At 64.7% G+C, this 20302-nt stretch carries 21 protein-coding genes; 13 read left to right on the top strand and 8 right to left on the bottom strand.

Annotation, left to right across the window (positions count from 1 at the left end; translation table 11 throughout):
- Nucleotides 1-74: 74 nt before the first annotated feature.
- The 5 genes from AC57B1_RS02680 to AC57B1_RS02660 all read right to left on the bottom strand — a co-directional run bounded on the left by AC57B1_RS02680 (nt 75) and on the right by AC57B1_RS02660 (nt 5357).
- The gene (locus tag AC57B1_RS02680; protein ID WP_091796928.1) at nt 75-1145 is read right to left on the bottom strand and encodes a homocysteine S-methyltransferase family protein; all 1071 of its coding nucleotides are present in this window, start codon (nt 1143-1145) and stop codon (nt 75-77) included.
- Between the two features lie 283 nt (nt 1146-1428).
- A complete protein-coding gene (locus AC57B1_RS02675) occupies nt 1429-1686 on the bottom strand; it encodes a BTH_I0359 family protein (protein ID WP_007179533.1) in 258 nt (85 codons plus the stop codon).
- 118 nt (nt 1687-1804) lie between these two features.
- Nucleotides 1805-2593 carry an alpha/beta fold hydrolase gene (locus AC57B1_RS02670; protein ID WP_496416473.1) on the bottom strand — a complete coding sequence of 263 codons (789 nt, stop codon included), beginning with the start codon at nt 2591-2593 and terminating at the stop codon, nt 1805-1807.
- Between the two features lie 182 nt (nt 2594-2775).
- A complete protein-coding gene (locus AC57B1_RS02665) occupies nt 2776-4149 on the bottom strand; it encodes a DUF3108 domain-containing protein (protein WP_496416472.1) in 1374 nt (457 codons plus the stop codon).
- Nucleotides 4150-4457: 308 nt separating this feature from the next.
- On the bottom strand, nt 4458-5357 hold the full coding sequence (locus AC57B1_RS02660; RefSeq protein ID WP_496416471.1) for an IclR family transcriptional regulator: 900 nt from the start codon (nt 5355-5357) through the stop codon (nt 4458-4460).
- 126 nt (nt 5358-5483) lie between these two features.
- Between AC57B1_RS02660 and AC57B1_RS02655 the strand changes: the two genes are divergently transcribed.
- The 6 genes from AC57B1_RS02655 to rfaE2 all read left to right on the top strand — a co-directional run bounded on the left by AC57B1_RS02655 (nt 5484) and on the right by rfaE2 (nt 11928).
- Nucleotides 5484-6467, top strand: coding sequence for a fumarylacetoacetate hydrolase family protein (locus AC57B1_RS02655; protein WP_091796919.1), 984 nt, complete (start codon nt 5484-5486; stop codon nt 6465-6467).
- A 226-nt stretch (nt 6468-6693) separates the two neighbouring features.
- On the top strand, nt 6694-7926 hold the full coding sequence (locus AC57B1_RS02650) for an ABC transporter substrate-binding protein (RefSeq protein WP_496416470.1): 1233 nt from the start codon (nt 6694-6696) through the stop codon (nt 7924-7926).
- Nucleotides 7927-8060: 134 nt separating this feature from the next.
- A complete protein-coding gene (locus AC57B1_RS02645) occupies nt 8061-8948 on the top strand; it encodes an enoyl-CoA hydratase/isomerase family protein (protein WP_496416469.1) in 888 nt (295 codons plus the stop codon).
- Nucleotides 8949-9030: 82 nt separating this feature from the next.
- The gene (locus AC57B1_RS02640) at nt 9031-9852 is read left to right on the top strand and encodes a PhaM family polyhydroxyalkanoate granule multifunctional regulatory protein (protein WP_408479428.1); all 822 of its coding nucleotides are present in this window, start codon (nt 9031-9033) and stop codon (nt 9850-9852) included.
- A 563-nt stretch (nt 9853-10415) separates the two neighbouring features.
- Nucleotides 10416-11288, top strand: a complete 873-nt coding sequence (locus AC57B1_RS02635) for a ferritin family protein (RefSeq protein WP_091796911.1) — start codon at nt 10416-10418, stop codon at nt 11286-11288.
- 157 nt (nt 11289-11445) lie between these two features.
- Nucleotides 11446-11928 (top strand): D-glycero-beta-D-manno-heptose 1-phosphate adenylyltransferase, encoded by a 483-nt coding sequence (gene rfaE2, locus AC57B1_RS02630; protein ID WP_091800843.1) that lies wholly within the window; start codon nt 11446-11448, stop codon nt 11926-11928.
- Nucleotides 11929-12035: 107 nt separating this feature from the next.
- Here rfaE2 and AC57B1_RS02625 read toward each other — a convergent pair whose 3' ends face one another.
- The 3 genes from AC57B1_RS02625 to AC57B1_RS02615 form a co-directional block, all read right to left on the bottom strand.
- Nucleotides 12036-12275 (bottom strand): hypothetical protein, encoded by a 240-nt coding sequence (locus tag AC57B1_RS02625; protein ID WP_091796909.1) that lies wholly within the window; start codon nt 12273-12275, stop codon nt 12036-12038.
- Nucleotides 12276-12349: 74 nt separating this feature from the next.
- On the bottom strand, nt 12350-13150 hold the full coding sequence (locus tag AC57B1_RS02620; protein ID WP_408343663.1) for a type III pantothenate kinase: 801 nt from the start codon (nt 13148-13150) through the stop codon (nt 12350-12352).
- A complete protein-coding gene (locus AC57B1_RS02615; protein WP_408298531.1) occupies nt 13147-14064 on the bottom strand; it encodes a biotin--[acetyl-CoA-carboxylase] ligase in 918 nt (305 codons plus the stop codon). The genes AC57B1_RS02620 and AC57B1_RS02615 overlap by 4 nt, the downstream gene beginning before the upstream one ends.
- 105 nt (nt 14065-14169) lie before the next feature.
- Here AC57B1_RS02615 and AC57B1_RS02610 point away from each other — a divergent pair, with 105 nt between their 5' ends.
- From AC57B1_RS02610 to AC57B1_RS02580, 7 genes are all read left to right on the top strand, one after another.
- Nucleotides 14170-15303 carry an MlaE family ABC transporter permease gene (locus AC57B1_RS02610; RefSeq protein ID WP_496416468.1) on the top strand — a complete coding sequence of 378 codons (1134 nt, stop codon included), beginning with the start codon at nt 14170-14172 and terminating at the stop codon, nt 15301-15303.
- Entirely contained in the window at nt 15300-16178 is an 879-nt protein-coding gene (locus AC57B1_RS02605; RefSeq protein WP_091796902.1) for an ABC transporter ATP-binding protein, read from the top strand. Before AC57B1_RS02610 ends, AC57B1_RS02605 begins: the two co-directional genes overlap by 4 nt.
- A 16-nt stretch (nt 16179-16194) precedes the next feature.
- Nucleotides 16195-17157 (top strand): MlaD family protein, encoded by a 963-nt coding sequence (locus AC57B1_RS02600; protein ID WP_496416467.1) that lies wholly within the window; start codon nt 16195-16197, stop codon nt 17155-17157.
- A gap of 30 nt (nt 17158-17187) precedes the next feature.
- Nucleotides 17188-17814 (top strand): ABC-type transport auxiliary lipoprotein family protein, encoded by a 627-nt coding sequence (locus AC57B1_RS02595; RefSeq protein ID WP_496416466.1) that lies wholly within the window; start codon nt 17188-17190, stop codon nt 17812-17814.
- A 31-nt stretch (nt 17815-17845) separates the two neighbouring features.
- Nucleotides 17846-19003, top strand: coding sequence for a VanZ family protein (locus AC57B1_RS02590; protein ID WP_496416465.1), 1158 nt, complete (start codon nt 17846-17848; stop codon nt 19001-19003).
- Between the two features lie 125 nt (nt 19004-19128).
- Entirely contained in the window at nt 19129-19452 is a 324-nt protein-coding gene (locus tag AC57B1_RS02585; protein ID WP_408184521.1) for a (2Fe-2S) ferredoxin domain-containing protein, read from the top strand.
- Between the two features lie 8 nt (nt 19453-19460).
- The gene (locus tag AC57B1_RS02580; protein ID WP_091796897.1) at nt 19461-20105 is read left to right on the top strand and encodes an alpha/beta hydrolase; all 645 of its coding nucleotides are present in this window, start codon (nt 19461-19463) and stop codon (nt 20103-20105) included.
- Nucleotides 20106-20302 lie beyond the last annotated feature (197 nt).

The raw sequence follows: 20302 nt of genomic DNA, 5'->3' as shown, positions 1-20302 counted from the left end.
GCTGCGATTAAGTGCGTCGTGTTCGATGGCGATACGGCGGGCGGGGGAGGCGGCTCAGCGAACCGCCGCTCGCCTCAGGCTGCGTCGCGGTATTGCGTCGGCCATTGGCGCGGCTTCACTTCGGCCAGCGCCTGCGCAATCGCCGCAATATGTTCCGGCGTCGTACCGCAGCAGCCGCCGGCAATATTCACGAGACCAGCCTGCGCGAACTCCTTCAGCAAGCCCGAGGTATCCGCGGGCAATTCGTCGAAGCCCGTGTCGCTCATCGGATTCGGCAAGCCGGCGTTCGGATAGCACGACACATAGGTGTCGCACAGCTTGGCCAGTTCGGCGATGTACGGGCGCATCAAAGCCGCGCCCAACGCGCAGTTCAGACCGAACGTGAGCGGCTTGGCGTGACGCAGCGAATTCCAGAAGGCTTCGACCGTCTGGCCGGACAGAATGCGGCCCGACGCGTCGGTGACGGTGCCGGAGATCATGATCGGCAGACGCTCGCCGGTATCTTCGAACAGTTCATCCAACGCAAACAGCGCAGCCTTCGCATTGAGCGTGTCGAAAATGGTCTCGACGAGGAACAGATCGGCGCCGCCGTCGAGCAACGCCTTGGCCTGCTCGTAGTAGGCCGCGCGCAGTTCGTCGAACGTCACGTTGCGTGCGCCGGGATCGTTCACGTCGGGGGAAATGCTCGCGGTCTTCGGCGTCGGTCCGATCGCGCCGGCGACAAAGCGTGGCTTGTCGGGCGTCGAATACTTGTCGCAGGCGGCTCGCGCCAGCTTCGCCGACTCGAGGTTCATCTCGATGGCGAGGTCTTCCATGCCGTAGTCCGCCTGGGCAACCGTCGTCGCGCCAAACGTGTTGGTCTCGATGATGTCCGCGCCCGCCGCCAGATATTGCTCGTGGATCTCGCTGATGATCTGCGGCTGCGTGATCGACAGCAACTCGTTGTTGCCCTTGATGTCGCGCCCGTAGTCCTTGAAGCGTTCACCGCGATAGCGGGCTTCGTCGAGCTTGTAGCGCTGGATCATCGTGCCCATCGCGCCGTCCAGGATCAGGATGCGCGACTTGAGCAGCGCGGGCAGCGCCGTGCCGCGCGTGTAGGCGGCGTCGGGACGGACTGGCGTGGCGGTTTGAGCGGGCTGGTTCATGGCGGACGAGGGCTTGCGCCGGCTTTTTCGGGAAACCTGTCATTGTAGCCGCTGCCGGACGAAACCGCCCGGCGCGGGCGGGCGGCCGCCCTGCCTGTCAAGGTGTACCGCATGCTAAAGAGCGCGAAAGCGGCGCTACAAAGAAAACGGCCCAGTCAGGCAAAAGCTGCTGGGCCGCTTCATAATTGCCGACCAACTTGTAAAAACCGCCGGGTTGCCCGGGAACGGGGCCAGACGGAGTGGTCGATGTATGTCGCCAAAAACGTAAAGCCAGACCTCTCGCTTAGTGAAGAATCACCGGTTGATGCATCAGGCTATCGAACTGACCGAGGAATTCGTCAACTTCGTCCAGCGACGGTTCCTCTTCGATCAACTTCTGCACGTGCTCGCGAAAACGCGCCGCCATTGCTCCGTCGATATAGATCTCGCGCTGCATGTTCTTGTCGACGATCTCATAGCCACCTGACTTCATGGCCAGAGGACCTTCCTGCGGCGGAAACTCGACGACACAATAATTGGGGCTGTTGTAGATCATTTGCATGGCGACACTCCTTATTTCCGTTGGCTCCTGGCCATTCCTGCGCCATAGGTGGAGCGTATGGTTTGGAATTCAAGGGGTGGGTCCGGATTGACGGATGTAAAAGCTCCGAACCTACCGGTTAGACCGGCCTTTCTAGAAACGTTTCAAGCAGTGCAGCAAAACGGTGAGATTGCTCGATCGGCGCAAGATGAGCGGCATCGAGCACTTCGAAACGTGCGCCTTCGATGGCGTCTGCTATCGCCTGAGTGGAAGCAGGCGGCGTGCCCGTGTCGTGGCGGCCCGCCACGGTCAATGTTGGGCATCGGATTGTTGCCAGCTTACTGCGTACGTCGAAATCGCGCAGGGCTTCGCACGCCATGGCGTAGCCTTCTGGCAACGTCTGCATCAATACGTCGCGGATCTGCTCGACCGCTTCGGGGTGCGCAGCCTGAAAATCGGCTGTCAGCCAGCGGCTCAAGGTCGCGGGCACGAGCGCGGCCATGCCCTCGCTGCGGGCCGCGGCAGCCCGCTGGTCCCAGGTGGCGCGGGCCTCCGGCAGCGTGCCGCCGCTAGTGTCGGCGATCGTCAGCGTGTCGACGCGCGTGGGATGGTCCAGCGCGAATTGCTGCGCGATCATGCCGCCCATCGACATGCCGACCAGATGAGTACGAGGTGCATCGAGCGTGTCGAGCAGTGCGGCGAGATCGCGTGACAGGTCTGCCACGCCAAAGGGCGCGCCGGATGCAGCGGTCTTGCCATGGCCGCGCACGTCGTAGCGCAATACGGTGTAGTCGTCGCGGAAATAGCCGGCGAGCTGGTCCCAGACGGACAGATCGCCGCCGAGCTGGTGAACGAACGTCAGCCATGGGCCGCCGCCCTCGTTGCTCAACACATAGCGCGTTTCGATACCGTTGATGTTCACTTGCATGCGGGCTCCTTTAAGGGGAACGCAGTGGAAGGGTCCATTCACGCGCGCTGTCGCCCATCTGGGCCGTACGTCTTCTTTGTATACGCAGCACCGGCGCGAACGGTTGCAGCAATGTGTTGCGAGTCGACCTCGTTGTGGAAGTTTCGTCGATTTGATCGAGGCCGCGCTCGGATTGGCGGTTCTCAGGGTTTGATGATGCCAGGCGCGTTGGCGGGCTCGGTCGGATCGACTGGCGGGGCTGCCGGGGAGGGCGCGGCACCGGGAGAGGCGGCTGTAGAAGGTCCAGCGCCGGGTGTAGCTGCCGGGGAAGCGGGAGTAGATGGTCCAGCGCTGGGTGTATTTGCCGGTGAAGCGGGAGTAGAGGGCCCGGTCGAATTGTCAGAGGAAGCCGTGCTCGCGGCGCCATTGCTGTCGGGCGGCCCATCGACGTTGCCGGCATTGAGCTTGCCGCGCCATACCAGTTCGAACTGCGTGCCGTTCGGTTCCGTCTGGACAATACGCGCGGGCAGCCAGCCGAGCGATGGCGCGAGCCACACGTCGATGCGGCGTAAATCGCCGTCATGGCGGGGCAGGCGCTTGAAATGGCGCGTGTCGAGGAAGCCTTGGTCCGTGCGGATGGTTTCGTCGCCAATCGTCTCGACCGGCCAATTTTCGCCGCTATCGTTGTCGACCACGAAGAATTGCCGCGTCACGCCCGGCTTGTAAGCGGCGGGATCGCCGCGCACCAGGCTGGCGAGTTGCATCACCATGCTGAAGCGGTCCTGCGCGCCATCGGGCAACGGCAGCGCGGCCGGGGTACGCGTGAAGGCGATCTTCTTGTCGGTGCGATTGAAAATCGCGATGTCTTCAGCCCGGCGGCCGCGCTTTTCGATGTACTGGTCCGGCGCGAGGCCGAATGCGTCGATGCGGCCATGACTCGAATACACGAAAGTGCCGACGAAAGGCAATGGCACCGAGACGACCATTTCGTAGCTTTGTGCGGTGCTCGTCCAGTGGATCGTGCCGGGTTGGTTGCGCACGCCATTGTAGAACGTGTCGTACTGTAGTTCGCCGGATGGCGGGACGGAGAATTTCACGCCTGGCGACGCTTGCGGCGCACTCGCGGCAGCGGGGGCGCTGGCCGCGCCGGCGGCACTCGCGGCGGCATTTGGAGCCGCGTTGGCGCCTGCTGCATCTGGCGCACTCGCCACCGCGTTCGATGCCGCGGCAGGCGCCACCGGCGCCGCTTGCTTCGCCGGTTGCAGCGCCGTCAACACATGTTCGCGCGGCTTGCGCGCCGCGGCCCGCCGCGCGGGCGCCGGTTCAGGCGTGGAGGTCGCGGCGGCGGCCGGTTGCCGTTCGATCCGTTCGGGCGTCAGCAAGGCGACCTGCACGGGCACATGCTCGTTGTCCGAAGGATTCAGCGTCGCGCGATTACGCTCGACCCATTGCGCGGCAATCCAGTGCAAAACGGCCACGATCAGCAACACCGCGATCCAGCGCCCCGCACGCATACCGGTGCGCGGCCCGCTGGGCGGGGTGCGATCGGAACGGCGGGCTGCGGGAGCTGAGGACATCGGCAAGTGAACGTGTTCGGAAGGAAAGCGTCGGGATTGACGGCGAGCGTGTATGGGCTGCGGCTATTGAGGAAAGACGGGCGCAGCCTCATCTGCAAGCGACGAGGTCAGCCGCGAAACAATTCGACCGCACGGCCGCGAGCGATGTTCCGCGCCCATGCAATACGCACAGTCAACGCACGTATCAACGTACCGATCAACGCACCGAGCAACGCATACAACACATGCAACACATGCAACGCCGAGCGGTCCGCTCACCAGGGTTTCTGTTTCCGAGCCGACGATCGCGCCGCACCTCGCGTACGGCATCATGCCTTTTCGTCACGCGGCGCCGCACTATACCCCAGCTCATACGAGAGCTTTTGCGCGCACTCGCGCAGCGCCGTATCGATCTCTCCGCCCCAGCGAATATCGAACGCGCCCTCATGACCGAGCGCGACGAGGCCGAGCGCGAGTTCGCCGGTCGAGTCGAATACGGGCATCGAGAACGCGTGGATGGTGGGCAGCAACATGCCTTCCACGCGCGCCGCCTGGTGCTCGCGCACTTGCGCGAGCACCTGCTCGACTTCGTCTCGCGTGCGCGGGCCACCTATATGTGACGAGCGCCGCGAATCGGCCAGCTCACGTTCGAGCATCGCGGCGGTCTTGCTCGATGGCAGATATGCCGCGAACAGCAAGCCGGTGGCGGAACTGAGCAGCGGCATCACATCGCCGAGTTTCAGCGACGCCTTTGCCGGATAGCTCGATTCCATCCAGTGCACCATGGTCGGCCCCTGATTGCCCCATACCGCGATGCCGACCGTGAGATCGAGCCGGTCGCGCAATTCGGACAGCGCGATGCGCGCGAGCTTCACGCCGTCCACGCGGGCGAGCCGCGCGAGTCCCAATTGCAGCGCAAAACCGCCCAGTTCGTAACGGCCCGAGAAAGGATCTTGCGACACCACGCCGAGGCGCAGAAAACTCACCAGGTAACGATGCGCCTTTGCCGGGCTCATGCCGGCACGCTGGGCGAGATCGCGCAGCATCATGGCGCGCGGTTCGTGAGTCAGCACATCGAGCAATCTGAAGCCGACTTCGATCGACTGGATGCCCGAGCGCAGTTTCTCCTCGCCGCTGTCGGCGCTTTCGTCTTCGGATTCGGGCGTGTCGAGCGGTTCGGCGGAGTCGGCGTCGGTGCGGATCGCGCCGGAGCGGGCAATTGGAGGCATGAGCGAGGCGCACGAAGCGCATTCAAAGGTGATACACGGGCGAGGCGGGCGCGGGCATTTGGGCTGCGCCGATTCACCATCGTAGAATAGATTCCTTCTATCGTCACTAACACGGTTCACTCATCTATGAAACTTGCCACGCTGAAGGACGGCACGCGCGACGGCCAGCTGATCGTCGTGTCCCGCGACCTGCACACCGCGGCCGTCGCCGACGCAATCGCGCCCACGTTGCAGCGCGTGCTCGACGACTGGGCCTTCTATGCGCCGCAACTGCACGATCTGTATGACGCGCTCAATCAGGGCCGCGCGCGCAACACCTTCGCTTTCGACGCGAGGGAATGCATGGCGCCGCTGCCGCGCGCGTTCCAGTGGGCCGACGGCTCGTCGTATGTGAACCATGTCGAACTGGTGCGGCGCGCGCGCGGCGCGGAAATGCCGCCGGAGTTCTGGACCGACCCGCTGATGTATCAGGGAGGTAGCGACGACTTCATCGGACCGAAGGATGACGTGCTGTGCGCATCCGAGGCATTCGGTATCGACTTCGAGGCGGAAGTTGCCGTGATCACCACCGACGTGCCGATGGGCGCAACGCCCGATCAGGCGCTCAGGAGCGTGCGTCTGATCACGCTCGTCAACGACGTCTCGCTGCGCAACCTGATTCCCGCCGAACTGGCGAAGGGCTTCGGCTTTTTCCAGAGCAAACCGGCCACGTCGTTCGCGCCGGTCGCGGTGACGCCCGACGAACTCGGCGAACACTGGCGCGAAGGCCGCGTGCACCGGCCGATGATCGTCCACTGGAACGGCAAGAAAGTCGGTCAGCCGGACGCCGGCACCGACATGGTGTTCCACTTCGGCCAGTTGATCGCGCACGCGGCGAAGACGCGCAACCTGCGCGCGGGCGCGATCGTGGGCTCGGGCACGGTATCGAACAAGGACGCCAAGCGCGGCTATTGCTGTATCGCCGAGAAGCGCTGCCTCGAAACGATCGAGCACGGTGCGCCGCAAACCGAGTTCATGAAGTACGGCGACACGGTGAAGATCGAAATGTTCGACGAAGCGGGCAAGTCGATTTTCGGGTCGATCGACCAGGGCATCGCGCCGCTGGATTGATGCACGCTCCGGCGCGCGCCGCGCCGGATGCGAAAGGGTTTAGCCCGATGCCGCGGCCGGTGCGCGCGGCTACACTGACTGGCGCGGCGGCGCGGCCCGGGGCGGGCTGGCAGTGGGGACATTGCATGAACGCCGTGAAGCAGAACAGCGCGTGAATGACACGTGAGCCGGGCACGAGCAAGTCCATCGGCAGCACATCAAAAACGAAAAACCGTGAGGAGACAGCATGCCGCAAATCGAAACCCTTGAACCTGGAAGCCGGCGCGCTCGCGCATCGAGCCTGCGCCTGAATCGTTCGCATAAGCGGCTCGCGCGTCGTGCCGTTGCATTGTGCGCGGCAGTTGCCGGCGTATTGCCCGGCATTGCGCTGGCGCAGGTGAAAATCGGCCTCGTGCTGTCGCTGACCGGGCCGGCTGCGTCGCTCGGCATTCCCGCACGCGATACGGTTGCATTGCTGCCCAGGCAGATCGGCGGTCAGAGCGTCGAATACATCGTGCTCGACGACGCGTCCGATACCACCCAGGCCGTGCAGGACACCAAGAAGCTGATCTCCGAAAATCACGTCGATGCGATCATCGGCTCGTCGATCACGCCGAATTCGCTGGCGATGATCGACGTGGTCGCCGAAGGTGAAACACCGATGATCTCGCTGGCGTCGTCGGCGAAGATCATCGAGCCGGTGGACGCGAAACGCCACTGGGTCTTCAAGACGCCACAAACGGACGCGATGATGGCGTCGGCGATTGCCGAACATGCCAGCCTGCACGGCGTCAAAACCATTGCGTTCATCGGCCAGGCCGACGCGCTCGGCGAAACCTTCTACACCGAGGTCGCGAAGTTCGCGCAACTGCATCACATCAGTATGGTGGCGAGCGAGCGCTTCAATCGCACCGATCCGAGCGTGACCGGCCAGGTCCTCAAGATTCTGGCGACGCATCCCGATGCCGTGGTGGTCGGCGCGGCCGGCACGCCCGCCGCGTTGCCGCCGAAGACGCTGCGGGAACGCGGTTACAAAGGGCTGATCTATCACAATCACGGGGTCGGCAACAACGACTTCCTGCGCGTGTGCGGCGCGGATTGCAACGGTACCTTCCTGCCCGCGAGTCCAGTGCTGGTCGCCGCGCAATTGCCGGCGGATCATCCGGCCAAGCGCCTCGCGCTCGACTACATCGCGCGCTTCGAAGCCGTGCGCGGCACGGGCAGCGTGTCGGCGTTCGGCTCGTACACATGGGACGCGGGCATGCTGCTCGGTCAGGCTGTACCGGTCGCGCTGAAAAGCGGCGCGCCGGGCTCGCCGGAATTTCGCCGTGCACTGCGCAATGCGCTCGAAGCGACGCGCGGTCTCGCGGATACCAACGGCGTCGTCAACATGAGCGCCACCGATCACCTCGGGCTCGATCAACGGGCGCGTGTGATGGTCGAGATCAAGAATGGGAAGTGGGTTTATCAGCCGCGCTGAACGTGCGGCGCATGCGCCACTCAGTAAAACGCCGGGCCGTTTCATGTTTCTCGCGCCGCTTGCACTTGCGGTGGCGGCGCGCTCAATGAACGCGGCCCGGTTCAACAGATACACCGATATACGGATCGCTCATCATGTCTCAGGCACCACACCGTAACGACGCGTTTTACGCGCACTATCAGTCGCTCCAGTTGCATCGCCATCCGCACGGCGTGCTCGAAGTCGTGATGAGCGGCGAGGGCGCCAACAAGAGTGGACTCGCCACCGCCAACGCGCGCATGCACTTTGAACTCGCGGAGATCTGGCGCGACATCGACCGCGATCCCGATACGCGTGTGGCGATCATTCGCGGTGAGGGCAAGGGATTTTCGGCCGGCGGCGACCTGCAACTCGTCGAAGACATGGCAACCGATTTCGACGTGCGCGCGCGCGTGTGGCGCGAGGCGCGCGATCTGGTCTACAACGTGATCAATTGCAGCAAGCCGGTCGTTTCCGCCATGCACGGCCCGGCGGTGGGCGCGGGGCTCGTGGCGGGCCTGCTCGCCGACATCTCGATCGCGGCGAAGACGGCGCGCATTATCGACGGCCACACGCGTCTGGGCGTGGCCGCGGGCGATCACGCGGCGATCGTGTGGCCGCTCCTGTGCGGCATGGCGAAAGCCAAGTATTACCTGATGCTATGCGAACCGGTGAGCGGCGAGGAGGCGGAGCGTATTGGCCTCGTGTCGCTCGCCGTCGACGAAAACGATCTGCTGCCGAAAGCTTTCGAGGTTGCACAAAAGCTGGCCAACGGCTCGCAAACGGCGATCCGCTGGACCAAATACGCGCTGAACAACTGGCTGCGCTCGGCAGGGCCCGCGTTCGATACGTCGCTCGCGCTGGAATTCATGGGCTTTGCCGGGCCGGATGTGCGCGAAGGCGTGAACTCGCTGCGCGAGCGGCGCGCGCCGGATTTCGGCGGCGCCGACCCGTGGCGCGGGAAATCGTCGGGCGGCGGCGCGGCGGACGGCGAGCGCTCGTGACGCCACTGTCCGCGCGGTATGATCGAATCAGACGCGCGCGGCACGGCGCCCCTTCCTTACTTTATGCAGCGAGGCGACAAGCATGACCGACACTCCTGGCTCCACGCCGCCCTTTCCCGGCTTCCCTGGATTTCCGCCCGCTGAAATGCTCGAGCGCATGTGGGGCATGATGCGCATGTCGCCGTTCGGCTCGGCTTTCTCCGGCGCGCAACCGGGCGGCAGCCTCGGTCCCTCGCTCTCCATGATGTCGGACATGATGGCACCGCTCACGAATGTCGAGGAACTCGACAAGCGCATCACCGACATGCGCGCGGTCGAGCAATGGCTCAAGCTGAATCTGAACATGTTGCAGTCCGCGATTCAGGCGCTCGAAGTGCAGCGCGCGACGCTCGCGACGCTGCGCGCGTTCGGCGCCTTCGCGCAGTCGTCGATGACGCAGCCCGCGGCGGCCTCCGCCGCGCCGAGTCCCACAGCGCCGACGGGCTGGCCGCATCCGGCCGCACCGGCGCCCACCCCGGCGCCGGCTGCTTCGGCGAGCGCCGGTTCGTCGGCCGAAGAGCCCTCCGGCGACGAAGAGCAAACGCCGGCAACGCCGCCCTTCGACGCGTCCGCGTGGTGGAATCTGCTGCAATCCCAGTTCAACCAGATCGCCCAGTTCGCGATGACGCAGCCGGCGGCCGCGGCTGGCAGCGCGGCAACCGATTCCGCGCCAGGCGAAGAGGCGGCGTCGGCATCCGGCGCTGAACCCGCGAGCGACGCGCCGCCGCCGCCCGCGCAAGAAGCGGAGCACGCGGCTACGCGGCCGGCGGCGAAGCGGGCGCCGACGTCGGCCAAGCGCACGAGTGGTACGAGCACCACAAGTGGTGCGAGCGCCAGCCCGAGAACCACGAAAAAGTCTATCTAACAGAAGGAATGAAACGCGGCGGCGCGAGTCCGAGCCCTGGCGCTGCCCGAAACGGCGAATTCGCCGTCTGTCATGGATTTGACGCTGATCTTCGACACACTCCGCGAATCTCGCAATGGGTTGCGCGAGATCAGCCAGGCACCGGAATTGCGTCTGTTGCAGTGCGGGTTGCGTCAGGTCAGCGTGCTATCATTGTGTAAGCTATTTATGTGGCTTTTGGGCGTGCGTTGAAAACAACCAATCCAACCGCCCTTGCTGCATCGCCGCCGGTATCCCCGGCGCAGGGCTGGACGGTGCGGCCTTGATCGCAGACTGGCTCGACCTCAGGCACGGGTATCCCTCACCCACGGTTGGCCGCGCAACGCATAACCTAAGGTTAGGCGTAGGCGCAAAACGCCAGGACTTCTTTGCCGCCAGGTGCATCTGGGCGGCCGATTACCGCGTAAAATTGAATGCTTGGCCGGCAAACGGCGCGCACCCGGTGCGATCCGTTCGTCGTGAGCAAAAGTGCTACACGTAGTAGTAACAGACACAGACAGTATGCGCAGAACAGGGGTGGGACTATGAACACCATGCTTTATCCGGAACTTTATAAATCGCTCGAATCCGTTCGATGGGACATGGAGAAAGACATTCCCTGGGACAAGTTCGATGCATCGCTATTGACCGACGAGCAGGCAGCGACGATCAAGATGAACGCGATCACCGAATGGTCGGCGTTGCCCGCCACGGAAATGTTTCTGCGTGACAACCATCACGACAGCGATTTCTCCGCGTTCATGAGCGTGTGGTTCTTCGAAGAACAGAAGCATTCGCTGGTGCTGATGGAATATCTGCGCCGCTTCAAGCCGGAAATGTGCCCGACCGAAGAAGAGCTGCACGCGGTGCGCTTCGAATTCGATCCGGCGCCGCCGCTCGAAACGCTCATGCTGCACTTCTGCGGCGAAATCCGCCTGAATCACTGGTATCGCCGTGCCGCCGAATGGCACACCGAGCCGGTTATCAAGCACATCTACGAAACGATCTCGCGCGACGAAGCGCGTCATGGCGGCGCATATCTGCGCTACATGAAGAAGGCCATGTCGCAAACCGGCGACATCGCGCGCGCTGCGTTTGCGAAGATCGGCGTGCTGATGGCATCGGCTCGCCGCACGGAAAAGCCGCTGCACCCCACCAACCTGCACGTGAACCAGGCGCTGTTCCCGCGCGACACGATTCAATCGCGTCTGCCGGATCCGGAATGGCTCGAACGCTGGCTCGACGAGCAGATCCGTTTCGACGACAGCTGGGAAAAGAAGGTGGTGGAGCGCATTCTGCACAACCTGTCGATTCTCTTCGAGCGCACGTTCAACACGGCGCAGGAACTGAACCGCTACCGCAAGGAAGTGGTGCTGCGTCTGCAGGCCGAGCAGAAGTCGGCCGAACAGCCGGCTTGATGGTCGAAAGCGCCTGACTCCGGTTTGCGGCGCGCGCCGCGAACCGGCTCGAGGGTTTCAGGAAAGGCCTGGCACGCGCGAGCTTGCCGGGCCTTTTTGCTTCATGCCGTTCACCGTGTATCGTGACGGCACTTCCTTGTCTCTTTCCGACTCCGTCATGGCTGCCATTTTTGAACGCAAGATCCTTACGCGCGATGCTCTGGCGACGCTGCGTCCTTCGCTGAGCGCGCCAGTTGTGTTTACCAACGGTGTGTTCGATATCCTGCATCGCGGGCATGTCACTTATCTCGCGGACGCCAAGGCTTTGGGCGCCTGCCTGATTGTCGGCGTGAATAGCGATGCATCGGTTCGCATGCTCGGTAAAGGCGACGACCGGCCCATCAATAATGAGGCGGACCGCATGGCGTTGCTGGCAGCGCTGGAGAGTGTCGACTACGTGGTGTGCTTCGGCGAGAAGACGCCCGTGGAGTTGATTTCGGCGCTTCGACCGGATGTGCTCGTCAAGGGCGGCGACTACGACATGGACACGTTGCCAGAGTCGGCCATTGTGCGAGGCTGGGGCGGCAAGGCGTTGGCGATTCCCTTCGAGCATGACCGCTCGACCACCGCGTTGCTGAAGAAAGTCCGTACTCAGGGCTAATGGCTGAGTGGCGCTCAATGGCGCTTAATGGTGCCGCGGTAAAGTTGCCGTGTCGAACCGGCTCCTTGCGTTTCGAATCTTGACGGCCGGACGCGTAACTGCCCGCGTTACTGCGACAGCGCGGAGGCCGCGATCGGCGCCGCCGGTGCCGGTCCGCCCACCACTGCCTGATCGGCGGCCTCGGCTGCCGTGACCGGCTTCACCTTCAACCATTCCGGATGAACCTGGCGGTTCAGATGGTTGGGCTCGCGTCCGCCGGCTGTGGGCGTCGGGCCAAATACGCCGCGCACCGCGACGAATGCCAGCATGTTGGCAAGAAACAATATGGCGATCAGCCAGCGCAGCATTGTTGGTTTTCCCCGTCCAGAAGTTGAGCCGCCGTTATCCGCGGTTATCCATATCGCCGCGATCAGGCCGCGCGTTAAGCTGCGCGCTCGGCAGCGATCAGCGCAAGACCGGACAGCACGAGCGAATCGTGGCGAGTATGCGGCACTTTCAACGCACTCGCCACTTCGTCCACAGCGCCGCCGCTGACTACGAGCCGTACCGGCACCCGCCACTCTTCCTGCAGATCACGCCACATCCGCTCGATCAACCCCGCTTGCGCCAACGTGCAGCCGGCGGACAACGAGCGCGGCGTGTCGGTTGCGAAGAACGGACCACGGCGTGCTGCGTCGGCCGAACTGCCGTCGAGCAGGCCGCGGGCCGCATTGGCGTCGAGCGTCGGCAGTTGCGCCGTGTGCTCGCCGAGCGAGCGCATCATCAAAGTCCAGCCCGGCGCGATCAGACCGCCGACAAAGCAGCCGTCCGCACGCAATGCCTCGAGCGTAGTGGCCGTGCCGAACGTCGCGATCAGGAGATGTTCACCGGGAAACGCCGCGTGCGCGCCGATCATGCCGGCCCAGCGGTCGCTGCCGAGCGTATGCGGCGCGGTGTAGCTGTTGGTCACGCCGCATTGCTCTGGGCACGCGCGGATCGTGGTGAGCGGCAAGTGTGGCCAGTGCGCGTCGAGCAACGCGGCAATCCGCTGCGCGACGCCTTCACCCGCCACATTCGACAACCATGCGCCGCCGGGCGTGGGCAAGTTCGACCAGTCCGGCTGATCCTCGCCGCCGTGCCCCAGCGCGCCGCCCGCAATCTGCGAACCGCCCGTCTGCACCAGCGCCCACTTGATGCGGCTATTGCCCGCGTCGATCAACAGATCAGGCTTGCCGCTCGTCATGCAGCACCGTCGGCCAGACGCAGCGAGATGTCGCCCGTCGCGACGATCTGGCGGCCGGTCGCGGTATCGAGCAGCAACTGACCGCGCTCGTCGACGCCCGCCGCCACGCCGCGCATCTGTTCCTCGCCTTGTTCCAGCAACACGACTTCGCGGCCTGCGTAAGCGTGCACCGCGTTCCAGCGCGCCTGGAACGGCGCGAAGCCTTCAGCGCCGAAGCGCTGCAAAGCCGGTTCGAGTGCATTCAGTTCGGCGGCGAGCGTATCGGTGAGGTTGGCGTTGGGGAGCGCGCGCTGCAATGCGGTCGGAACGGTGCCGCGCGCCTGCGGCGGCGCACTGGCGTTCAGCGCACCGACTTTGGCGGCGAGTTCGTCCGCGCCCTTCACGTTGGTGCCGATGCCGATCACCACCGCGCTGGCTTTATCCGTGCTCCACGCGGTTTCGATCAGGATGCCGGCCAGCTTGTCGCCTTCGAGCAGGACGTCGTTCGGCCACTTCAGCGCGATCTGGCCGGGACCCGCGACCGGCAACGAGCGCAGCCCGTCGACCAGCGCCACGCCCACGGCGAGACTCAGGCCCGCGAGTCCTTCGAGCGGGCGCGGCAGCACGCAGGCCACCGAAAATAGCAGCGCATTGCCCGGCTCCGCATACCACGGACGGCCGCGGCGGCCACGCCCGGCCGTCTGCAGATACGCGACCCGCACGATCGGCCGCGGCAATGCGCCGGCCTTGCGCGGCAACGCTTTGACGCGGGCCATCAAATCGGCGTTGGTCGAGCCGGTTTCCTCGACGATCTCGATCGGCCAATCGTTCGCCTGCGGGCCGAACAGGGCGACGGCGCGCTCGCGGTCGATGCGCCAATCGGTTTGGTGCGCGGCTGCGGCGGCGGCCTGCGGGGGAGTCTTGGAAGCGTTCATGACTCATATTGTAGCGACAGCGAACGCGCTCAGCCCACGTGGACGGTCCTTCTGCCGCGCCTTCGTTACAATGGCCCCTAAACCGATAACCAGATTCAGCGATCCTTGAACTACGACACTCCGCCCGGCCTCGAAGTCGCGGCAGGCAGCCAAGGCAAGATCGTCCGGCTCTCGGGCCAGTGGACGGCGCTCGCGCTCGCCCGCGACCGGGCCACCGGGCACGTGATTCCGCTGCTGCGTTCACTGGTCGGCACCGAAGGTATCGGCCAGTGGGACCTGTCGCGCATTGACCGGATGGACCACGTCGGCGGCCAGGCGCTGTGGCGCGTGTGGGGGCACAAGATGCCGGCGGATACCACGCTCACCGACACACAGCGCGACATTTTCGAGCGCATCGCGCTGCTCGACACCGTGCGCGAGACAGCCGAGCCGGTGATCAAACTCGATCCGTTCACGCGGCTGGGACTCGCGATCTTCTCGTTCTTCGAGCATCTGTATGGCGGCGTGGCCATGCTCGGGCGCGTCGTGCTCGATCTGATAGGGATCGCGCGCAAGCCGAAAATCACGCCGTGGACCGAGATCTCCGCGAACATCTATAACGCCGGCACCAAGGCCTTGCCGATCACGGCGCTGGTCGCGTTCCTGATCGGCATCGTGCTGAGCTATCTGTCGGCGCAGCAACTGCGGCTTTTTGGCGCAAACCAGTACATCGTCAATATTCTTGGCCTCTCGGTGATTCGCGAACTCGGACCGGTGCTTTCGGCGATTCTGGTGGCGGGCCGCTCGGGCTCGGCCATCACCGCGCAGATCGGCGTGATGCGCGTGACCGAGGAACTCGACGCCATGCGCGTGATGGGCATTCCGCACGGCCTGCGGCTGATCCTGCCGCGCGTACTCGCGCTCGGCGTGGCCATGCCGCTGCTCGTCATGTGGACCAACATCATCGCGCTGACCGGCGGCGCACTGGCCGCCAAGATCGTGCTCGGCATCGACATGAGCTACTTCGCGCGGGCGTTGCCGGGCGTCGTGCCGGTTGCGAATCTGTGGATCGGGCTCGGCAAGGGCGTGGTGTTCGGTATGCTGATCGCGATCGTCGGCTGTCACTTCGGTTTCCGTATCAAGGCCAATTCGCAAAGTCTCGGCGAAGGCACGACGACCTCGGTGGTGACCTCGATCACGATCGTGATTCTCGCGGACGCCGTGTTCGCGATCCTCTTCCAGAACGTGGGGCTCGGATGATCGCGCCACTCACTCAGGCCGTGCGCGGCCAACCCGTCCCCTCGATCGCCGAGCCGGTGATCGAAGTGATCGACGTGACCAAGCGCTACGGCCGCAACATCGTGCATCAGCATCTGAATCTGGACGTGCGGCGCGGCGAGATCATGGCGATCGTCGGCGGCTCGGGTTCCGGCAAGACCACGCTGGTGCGGCAGATTCTCGGTCTCGAGCGTCCTTCGTCCGGCACCATCAAGCTGTTCGGCGAGAATCTCGCGACCATTTCGCCGGAAACCGCGCTGCTGATGCGCAGCCGCTCCGGCATGCTGTTCCAGCGCGGCGCGCTGTTCTCGTCGCTCTCGGTGTTCGACAACATCGCGCAGCCGGTGCGCGAACTCGGCCAGGTGCCCGAAGATCTGTTGCGCGACATCGTGATGCTCAAGCTCGAGATGGTCGGCCTGCCGTGCAAGCATGCGTCGAAAATGCCGTCGGCGCTGTCGGGCGGCATGATCAAACGCGTGGGCATTGCCCGGGCTATCGCGCTCGAACCCGAACTGCTGTTTCTCGACGAGCCGACGGCCGGACTCGATCCGCAGGCGTCCGATGAATTCGTCGAACTGATCTCCGCGCTGCACCGCGCGCTCGGCCTGACGGTGGTGATGGTTACGCACGATCTCGACACGATGATCGCGCTGTCCACCCGCGTCGCCGTGCTGGCGGATCGGAAGGTGCTGGTCGCCGCGCCGGTCGAAGAGGCGGCGGCGGTCGATCATCCTTTTATCCGCGAGTATTTCCTCGGCTTGCGCGGGCGGCGCGCATTGCAGGCATTGCCGCCGGAGCGCCGCGCGAAGCTGCCGCGCGCGGCGCTCGAGCCGGCGTCGTCCGAATTGCCGCTGTGAACCAGGGAACCTGACAATGGAAAACAAATCACATGCCTTCTGGGCCGGGCTCTTCACGATCGTTTTGCTGGCGGCAGTCGCGGTGGCGGCTTTTTTGTTCAACGTCGACCGTTCCGTGCGGGTGCCGTACGATCTGATTGCGCGCACCAACGTCACGGGCCTGTTTACCGACGCTGCGGTGCGCTATCGCGGGCTCGACGTCGGCAAGGTGCAGTCGATCAAATTCGATCCGGATCATCCCGGGCAGATTCTGATCCGCATTCTCGTGGACACGCACGCGCCGATTACGCATTCGACATTCGGCAGCCTGGGTTTCCAGGGCGTGACCGGTATCGCCTTCATCCAGCTGGATGACAACGGGCGCGATCCGACGCCACTGCCGTCGTCGGCCAAACAGGTCGCGCAGTTACCCATGCGCCCCGGCTTGCTCGATCAACTGCAGCAACGCGGCGACGTGCTGCTGCGCAAACTCGAAAAAGTCGCAAACGACGTCGACAATCTGTTGTCGCCGGAAATGGCCGCGCAGTTACAAGGCACGGCGGCGAGCCTTCAGAAGGCCGCGGACGGCGTCGCCACGCTGGCCCAGCAGATCGCGCCGGCCGCTGGCAAGTTGCCCGGCACGCTCGACCAGCTTGACCGCACGCTGGCGTCGACCAATCAGTTGATCACCGGGTTGAACCGCCCGAACGGTCCGTTCGAGACCAACCTGAACAAGGTCGGCACGGCGGCGCAACAGGCGGGTGATGCGCTGACGTCGATGAACGGCTCGTTGCAGGAACTGTCGGCGCGGGTCGGCTACGACACCTTGCCGCGCGTCAATTCGCTCGCTGAAGACGTGCGCTCCGCCGCCCGCTCGGTGAATCGCGCAGCCGATACGTTCAGCACCAGTCCGCGCAGTGTGCTGTTCGGCGCGCCGGGTGCGGCTCCCGGCCCTGGCGAAGCAGGATTCCAGTGGCCTGCCGCCCGCGCCGCCAAATGATTTTGAAGGTTTGAAGAAAGGAAGATTGTCATGTCACGCTCGATTCACCGATTGTTGTCCTCGAGCGCCGCGCTAGCGGTGTTGCTCGCATTCGGCGTGCTGGCCGCGGGCTGTGCCGGTAACCCCGCGGCGATCTCGGACATTCGCTACGACTTCGGGCCGCCGGCTCCGGCGGCGTCCGCGGGTACGTCACCGGCTGTGAAGGTGCTCGACGTCAGCGCACCGGACGTGCTCGAATCGGACAAGCTGGTTTACCGTCTTAGCTTCGCCGACGCACAGCAGACAGCTGCTTACGCGAACAGCCACTGGACCATGATGCCTTCGCAGTTGCTGACGCAGCGTCTGCGTGGCGCGCTCAGTTCGCGCGGCACCGTGCTGACGGGCGCCGACGGCGTGTCCGCGCCGGTGTTGAAGGTCGATCTGAGCGAGTTCGAACAGGTCTTCGACAGCCAGTCCGAAAGTCACGCCGCGGTTACCGCGCGCGCCACGCTGATTCAGAGCGGCAAGGTGATTGGTCAGCGCACCTTTATCGCGCGCGCGCCGTCCAGGTCGGCGGACGCCGCCGGCGGTGCGCAGGCGCTCGCCAGCGCCAGCGACGATCTGGTCGCGCAGATTGGCGCGTGGCTCGGCGTGCAGGCGCTGGTCGCCGCGCAATGACCGGCTCGCAGCGCACGCAACGGAGCGCTGCATGAGCGAACGGTCCTGGCTGCGCCGTCCGTCGGCGCTCGCCCGGCAAGCGCTGGTGCTGTATGCCGCGTTGATCGTCTACGGTTCGTGGTATCCGTTTTCGGGCTGGCGTTCGCTCGGCCTCGGTCCGTTTGCTTTCCTGTCCGATCCCATGCCGCAGTACCTGACGGCGTTCGACGTCGTCACCAATGTGCTCGGCTATATGCCGTTCGGAGCGCTGGTGGTGCTTGCGCTCTATCCGCGCTGGCGCGGCACGCTGGCAGTCGCGCTCGCCTTCGTGCTCGGCGGGCTGCTGTCAGGCGCGATGGAAGCCGTGCAAACCTATCTGCCGACGCGTGTCGCCTCCAACCTCGATCTTGCCGCCAATGCGCTCGGCGCGCTGCTCGGCGCGGCCATCATGTCGCCGGCCACGGGCGCGCTGCTCGACCGCGGATTGCTGCGGCGCTTGCGGCTCGTGTGGTTCGAGCGCGATCGCGCCGCGCTCGCGTGTCTGGTCGCGGCGTGGCCGTTCGCGACCATGTACCCGGCGCCACGCCTGTTCGGTCTCGGCAACTGGCCGCGCGCGCTCTGGCTGCGCTTCGATTCGACCACCCAGGATGCGTTGCTCGCGTGGACGCCGCCGGGCTGGCACGTTGGCGCCTGGCCGGCCGTCGTCGCCGCCTGGATGCCCGACGACGTGTGGGAAGCGGTGATCACCACGCTCAACCTGTTCGCGGCGCTCGCGCTGGCGTCGTTGCCGGTGCGTCGGCATGCGCCGCGCGTGCGTTTGTTGCTCCTGTTCATTTTCATGACCTTGTGCGTGAAGGTCGGCGCGACGTTTTTGCAGTCGCAGTCCGGTCTCGCGTTCGACTGGGCCACGCCCGGCGCGCTCGCGGGGCTCGTGTGCGGCACCGCGGCCGCACTGTGCGCGCTGCGACTGCGGCGCCGGTCCCGCGCGATGCTGGCAGGTGTCGCGCTGACGGTCGCGCTGGTGTTCGTCAATCTGTTGCCCGTGAATCCTTATTTCGACGCCGTGCTCGCCGACTGGCGGCAAGGGCGCTATCTGCACTTCAACGGTCTGGCGCACTGGCTCGCATGGATCTGGCCGTACGCGGCGCTGGTGTGGCTGGCGTATGTGGTCGAGCAGGCGTGGCTCAGACGGCGCGTGAAGCACGCGTGAGGTGCGCGCGAAGCGCAGCCGGCATCGGCGGCCGCCGGTCCCGCTCGTTATAATCGTTCGCACAACAGGCGCGCCGTCGTGCATTCAGCGTCATTCCCATCCTGGCAGTTTCGCCCCCGGACATCATGGACTCCTTCTACAAGTACCACGTCTTCTTCTGTCTCAATCAGCGCGAGCCCGGCGCCGAGCGCCCGAGCTGCGCGAACTGCAACGCGCAGGAGATGCAGGAGTATGCGAAAAAACGCGTGAAGAAACTCGGTCTCGCAGGTCCGGGTCAGGTACGCATCAACAAGGCCGGTTGCCTCGACCGCTGCGAACTCGGCCCGACGCTCGTCGTGTATCCGGAAGGCGTCTGGTACACGTATGTCGACGAGAGCGACATCGACGAAATCGTCGACTCGCATCTGGTGAACGGCAAGATTGTCGAGCGTCTGAAAATCGATCAATAAGCCTCGCCATGAACACACATACGAAGAAGTATCTGATCGACGGCCCGGTCGGCAAGATCGAGGTCGCGCTGGATCTGCCCGACGCAACGCGCGAGAGCGGCGCCGCGCCGCGCGGCATCGCGCTGGTCGCGCATCCGCATCCGCTGTTCGGCGGCACGATGGACAACAAGGTCGCGCAAACGCTCGCGCGCACGCTCGTGCAGTTGAACTACGTGACCTATCGCTCGAATTTTCGCGGCGTCGGCGAAACGCAAGGGGAACATGACGCGGGCATCGGCGAGCGCGACGACCTGCGCGCCGTGCTCGATCACATGCGGGCCGAACCGGGCCAGGCCGATCTGCCGCTCGTGCTCGCGGGTTTTTCGTTCGGCACTTTCGTGCTGTCTCACGTGGCCGCGAAGCTGCGCGAAGAAGGTCAGGAGGTCGAGCGAATGGTCCTGGTCGGCACGGCGGCGAGCCGCTGGGAGGTCGCGCCCGTGCCGGAAAACACGCTCGTGATTCACGGCGAGACCGACGAGACGGTTCCCATTCAATCCGTTTACGACTGGGCGCGTCCGCAGGAATTGCCCGTGGTCGTGATTCCGGGGGCGGAACATTTTCTGCATCGCAAGCTGCACGTTCTGAAGCGGATCATCGTCGACGCGTGGCGGTGATCGGCATGCGCCGTGTGTTTTCCGGGGTACAGGTACGCGCAAACGCAAATTAATCGCCGGCCTTTGCGCAAAGTTACCGGGAGAGCACGCGTATAATGGCGACTCTTTTTTGGGCGCAGCGCCGCCCATCCGGCAGTTCGCGCGACGCGTAGCGTCTTTTCGCCGCAGCGGTGCCGGATGCAGGGCGTGCTGCGCGA

The sequence above is a fragment of the Paraburkholderia sp. BGA-UO-ETr-F21 genome, assembly GCF_059567925.1.
Note: the sequence above shows the minus strand (reverse complement) of the source record. Positions and strands in the feature narration are given on the sequence as shown.

What these genes read in the sequence shown, in the direction of transcription:
- AC57B1_RS02680 (WP_091796928.1), bottom strand. Translation starts at nt 1,145, where the DNA reads ATGAACCAGCCCGCTCAAACCGCCACGCCAGTCCGTCCCGACGCCGCC.
- AC57B1_RS02675 (WP_007179533.1), bottom strand. Translation starts at nt 1,686, where the DNA reads ATGCAAATGATCTACAACAGCCCCAATTATTGTGTCGTCGAGTTTCCG.
- AC57B1_RS02670 (WP_496416473.1), bottom strand. Translation starts at nt 2,593, where the DNA reads ATGCAAGTGAACATCAACGGTATCGAAACGCGCTATGTGTTGAGCAAC.
- AC57B1_RS02665 (WP_496416472.1), bottom strand. Translation starts at nt 4,149, where the DNA reads ATGTCCTCAGCTCCCGCAGCCCGCCGTTCCGATCGCACCCCGCCCAGC.
- AC57B1_RS02660 (WP_496416471.1), bottom strand. Translation starts at nt 5,357, where the DNA reads ATGCCTCCAATTGCCCGCTCCGGCGCGATCCGCACCGACGCCGACTCC.
- AC57B1_RS02655 (WP_091796919.1), top strand. Translation starts at nt 5,484, where the DNA reads ATGAAACTTGCCACGCTGAAGGACGGCACGCGCGACGGCCAGCTGATC.
- AC57B1_RS02650 (WP_496416470.1), top strand. Translation starts at nt 6,694, where the DNA reads ATGCCGCAAATCGAAACCCTTGAACCTGGAAGCCGGCGCGCTCGCGCA.
- AC57B1_RS02645 (WP_496416469.1), top strand. Translation starts at nt 8,061, where the DNA reads ATGTCTCAGGCACCACACCGTAACGACGCGTTTTACGCGCACTATCAG.
- AC57B1_RS02640 (WP_408479428.1), top strand. Translation starts at nt 9,031, where the DNA reads ATGACCGACACTCCTGGCTCCACGCCGCCCTTTCCCGGCTTCCCTGGA.
- AC57B1_RS02635 (WP_091796911.1), top strand. Translation starts at nt 10,416, where the DNA reads ATGAACACCATGCTTTATCCGGAACTTTATAAATCGCTCGAATCCGTT.
- rfaE2 (WP_091800843.1), top strand. Translation starts at nt 11,446, where the DNA reads ATGGCTGCCATTTTTGAACGCAAGATCCTTACGCGCGATGCTCTGGCG.
- AC57B1_RS02625 (WP_091796909.1), bottom strand. Translation starts at nt 12,275, where the DNA reads ATGCTGCGCTGGCTGATCGCCATATTGTTTCTTGCCAACATGCTGGCA.
- AC57B1_RS02620 (WP_408343663.1), bottom strand. Translation starts at nt 13,150, where the DNA reads ATGACGAGCGGCAAGCCTGATCTGTTGATCGACGCGGGCAATAGCCGC.
- AC57B1_RS02615 (WP_408298531.1), bottom strand. Translation starts at nt 14,064, where the DNA reads ATGAACGCTTCCAAGACTCCCCCGCAGGCCGCCGCCGCAGCCGCGCAC.
- AC57B1_RS02605 (WP_091796902.1), top strand. Translation starts at nt 15,300, where the DNA reads ATGATCGCGCCACTCACTCAGGCCGTGCGCGGCCAACCCGTCCCCTCG.
- AC57B1_RS02600 (WP_496416467.1), top strand. Translation starts at nt 16,195, where the DNA reads ATGGAAAACAAATCACATGCCTTCTGGGCCGGGCTCTTCACGATCGTT.
- AC57B1_RS02595 (WP_496416466.1), top strand. Translation starts at nt 17,188, where the DNA reads ATGTCACGCTCGATTCACCGATTGTTGTCCTCGAGCGCCGCGCTAGCG.
- AC57B1_RS02590 (WP_496416465.1), top strand. Translation starts at nt 17,846, where the DNA reads ATGAGCGAACGGTCCTGGCTGCGCCGTCCGTCGGCGCTCGCCCGGCAA.
- AC57B1_RS02585 (WP_408184521.1), top strand. Translation starts at nt 19,129, where the DNA reads ATGGACTCCTTCTACAAGTACCACGTCTTCTTCTGTCTCAATCAGCGC.
- AC57B1_RS02580 (WP_091796897.1), top strand. Translation starts at nt 19,461, where the DNA reads ATGAACACACATACGAAGAAGTATCTGATCGACGGCCCGGTCGGCAAG.